3 protein-coding genes and 1 tRNA gene are annotated in these 2,812 nt (G+C 58.0%); 1 reads left to right on the forward strand and 3 read right to left on the reverse strand.

Translation table 11 applies throughout. The features are described 5' to 3' along the window. Nucleotides 1-83: 83 nt before the first annotated feature. From ACQRCJ_RS12240 to ACQRCJ_RS12250, 3 genes are all read right to left on the reverse strand, one after another. Nucleotides 84-257, reverse strand: coding sequence for an HTH domain-containing protein (locus ACQRCJ_RS12240; protein ID WP_303931734.1), 174 nt, complete (start codon nucleotides 255-257; stop codon nucleotides 84-86). 227 nt (nucleotides 258-484) lie between these two features. After that, nucleotides 485-561: transfer RNA gene (locus ACQRCJ_RS12245), tRNA-Arg, on the reverse strand. Nucleotides 562-732: 171 nt separating this feature from the next. Then, nucleotides 733-1,293, reverse strand: coding sequence for a GGDEF domain-containing protein (locus ACQRCJ_RS12250; RefSeq protein ID WP_320861612.1), 561 nt, complete (start codon nucleotides 1,291-1,293; stop codon nucleotides 733-735). An 823-nt stretch (nucleotides 1,294-2,116) separates the two neighbouring features. Here ACQRCJ_RS12250 and ACQRCJ_RS12255 point away from each other — a divergent pair. Next, entirely contained in the window at nucleotides 2,117-2,704 is a 588-nt protein-coding gene (locus tag ACQRCJ_RS12255) for a hypothetical protein (RefSeq protein WP_427799919.1), read from the forward strand. Nucleotides 2,705-2,812 lie beyond the last annotated feature (108 nt).

Consider the following 2,812-nt stretch of genomic DNA (forward strand, 5'->3'; position numbering starts at 1 on the left):
CTAGCGGGAGGTTTTCTTTTTATACAATAACAAAGGGCGGACCCTTGCGGGCCCGCCCTTTTCCATACTCGCTGCTGCGAGGATTATTCCGCCGGAGCGTAATAACAACGCTTGGGCGACATGACCTTGCCTTCCTTCTTCAGTTTGGCAATGGCCTTGCTGACTTCCTTGGAATCCACTCCCAGTTCCTTGGCGATGTCGCCAGGACGCAGGGGCTTTCCGGCATTGACCAGGACTTCCAGAACTTTGTTTTCCATGGGCTGTTTTCCTCCTTGGGATGTGCGTATGCGCGTTACGGGGGGCTGGGCCGACGTTCGCCTTGTAGCACAGAGCCTGCGGCCTGAAAAGAGACCCGGCAGGAGATCCCGGCGCTGCTTTGCAGTACGCCGCAGGATGGAGGACAGATACACTGATGCAGGCCTTTCGAAATGCCACTGTACATAGCAAAAAAGGCGACCAGTAAAACTGATCGCCTGAATTTGCATGGTGCGCCCGAAGAGATTCGAACTCCTGGCCTACAGGTTCGTAGCCTGTTGCTCTATCCAGCTGAGCTACGAGCGCGTCGTGAGAAGCTATGTATAGAAAACAGCTCACGGAGTCAAGCGTTTAGCAAAAGAATTTTTCAAAAAAGTGAAAGGATGCCGGAAAAGATGCTTCCACCGCCCTGGAAAAGGCGGGCAGTCCTCCTCCCCCGCCGGCCCTGCCCTACGGGCAAAACACAGGGAGCGCCGGTCACTCCTGTTCCGGCCAATAGTGCCTGCGGTCATGCTCCTTGCAGGCGTAAAAATCCCGCTTGGCAAGGTACATCTTTTTGTCCGCTTCGTTGATCTGCTCGTCGATATTGCCCCGCTCGGCACGCCAGGAAATGCCGCAGGAGATGGAGATATGGCTTCCCTCCATGGCCCGAAGCGCATTCTCGACACAGGCATGGAAAGCTTCGCGGCCGGATTCGCGGTCGATGGCGATGAACTCGTCGCCACCTATGCGGTAGGCCTTTTTGCCAAAGGCTTGGAGGAGGCTCTCCGCGGTGCGACGGATGAGGGCATCACCGGCCTGATGTCCCTGGAGGTCATTGATCTTCTTCAGGCCGTTCAGGTCGAAATAGGCGATGCCCAGGCTGCCGCAATCCTTTCCGGACAGGGAGTCACAGACCTGGTTGTACCTGTTTCTGTTGTACAGCCCGGTGGAAAGATCCTCCACATACATCTGGGCGATGACGTCGTGCTGCTCGGCGATCTGCCTTTTCTGGAGCTCGATCTGCTCCCGGAGATAGCGGCGGGACTCCTCAGCCATTTTTTCAGGAAACCCGCTGTCGCTCGCGTCCATCTCACTGTAAGGGTTGGAAAGGTGGAGATGACAAGGGGCTTTCCCGGGAAGAGCTGGCCGTGCATCACGCCGGGCTCCACGTCAGCAGCAAAGGGCAGAGTTCGGCCTGGCTGCGGTATCACGTCATGCCGGACGGGGGGGACACTGTGGATGCTGCCAAGGCACCGCAACGCATCCTGTGGGTGAAGTAGAAGGGGAAATTATGTCTGAAAATCGTATCCAGGGCTGGAAGGCCATTTGCACTTATCTGGGCCAGTCCGCGTATCGTATCCGGCGCCAGTGCTATCCGGTCTACCATATGCCGGAATCCAGGCTGGTGTGGGCTGTCCCGGAAGAATTGGACGCCCACACGGCCAGGCTGTTCACTCGGTGTCGGGAGAAGGTTGAGCGGCAAGGTATGCCCGGATAATGCGGGCCGCAAGTTTGTTCGCACTGATCCCATAACTTTGGGCTTCTTTTCCAAGCTCCTCCCATTCGGCTGCGGCCAAAGTGACGCTACGGTTGAAGGCGTCCTCTCGGGTGCTATTCTTTCCACTTTTTTTCGTCCAGCTCCGGGGCGCGCCCCGCCCCGGGGATCTTTTTTAGCCTTATCCTGCATTCTCCGCTCCTTCCTCTTGGCCTCAGATTTGACAAGAGACAAGCGCCTCCCCTCGCGTCTACACGCCTCAGAGCAATAACTGTTTTTCCCGTGGGCCTGGTACTCTGCCCCGCAAATGGGGCAGACGCGCTCTCCTTTGCGCCGCTTTGCATTGCGCAAGGGATTTATCATCTCACTGTAAGGGTTGGAAAGGTGGAGATGACAGCAGCGGGGCCCCTGCGCCATCCAGCGGAAAACCGTGGTGATGCGCTGGTGAACGCGCAGGCAGATGCCGGAATCCGGAACTGTGGCGACCCAGAGCATGCCCGTACAGATGAACAGGTCCGGCATGGGCCGGATGACGTCATACTGCTCTTCGCCTATCTCGCAGCGGGGCACCCTGCCTGCGAAGGCCCGGAACGTCCTGATGACGGTCGCCGGATCGACGGCGTACTCATGCTCCCCGGCACCGAACCAGCTGAAGGCATCGTCAAGATGGGAGAGCAGGAGCTCCGTATCGTTCTCGCAGTAGTGCTGATGCAAAAAAAGACGCGTCAGTTCCGCGATCTTCCGTTGCTTCGCATCGTCTGTCAAAGAGGCATGCGGCATCCGTGCACCCCCTTGTCTTCATTGCCAGTAGCGATCCCCCATGCGCGCGGGCCTCAGGCTCCGGTCCCGCCATGCCGGGTCTTCTTTCCGAAAGGCGATGACCAATACGGCAGCCGCACCACACGCAGCTGCTCCCATGCGCGCGAAGCAGACCGGTCCGGACGTCCAAACACATCATGGCTGAAGGTATGATACTTCGAGCTTTCTGGATGGTCCCCCCTTTTGTCCCGCATGGCTATAGCCTGCTGCCTCCTTCGGGCCTTCAGGAACGGCATCCCTGCTAAAAAACAGGTATCCGGC

The sequence above is a fragment of the Desulfovibrio sp. SGI.102 genome (genome assembly GCF_050314315.1).
In the GTDB taxonomy this organism is placed as follows: domain Bacteria; phylum Desulfobacterota; class Desulfovibrionia; order Desulfovibrionales; family Desulfovibrionaceae; genus Desulfovibrio.

Bases quoted from the DNA above. Each gene is read 5' to 3' on its own strand.
- ACQRCJ_RS12240 (WP_303931734.1), bottom strand. From the start codon at position 257: ATGGAAAACAAAGTTCTGGAAGTCCTGGTCAATGCCGGAAAGCCCCTG.
- ACQRCJ_RS12250 (WP_320861612.1), bottom strand. From the start codon at position 1,293: ATGGCTGAGGAGTCCCGCCGCTATCTCCGGGAGCAGATCGAGCTCCAG.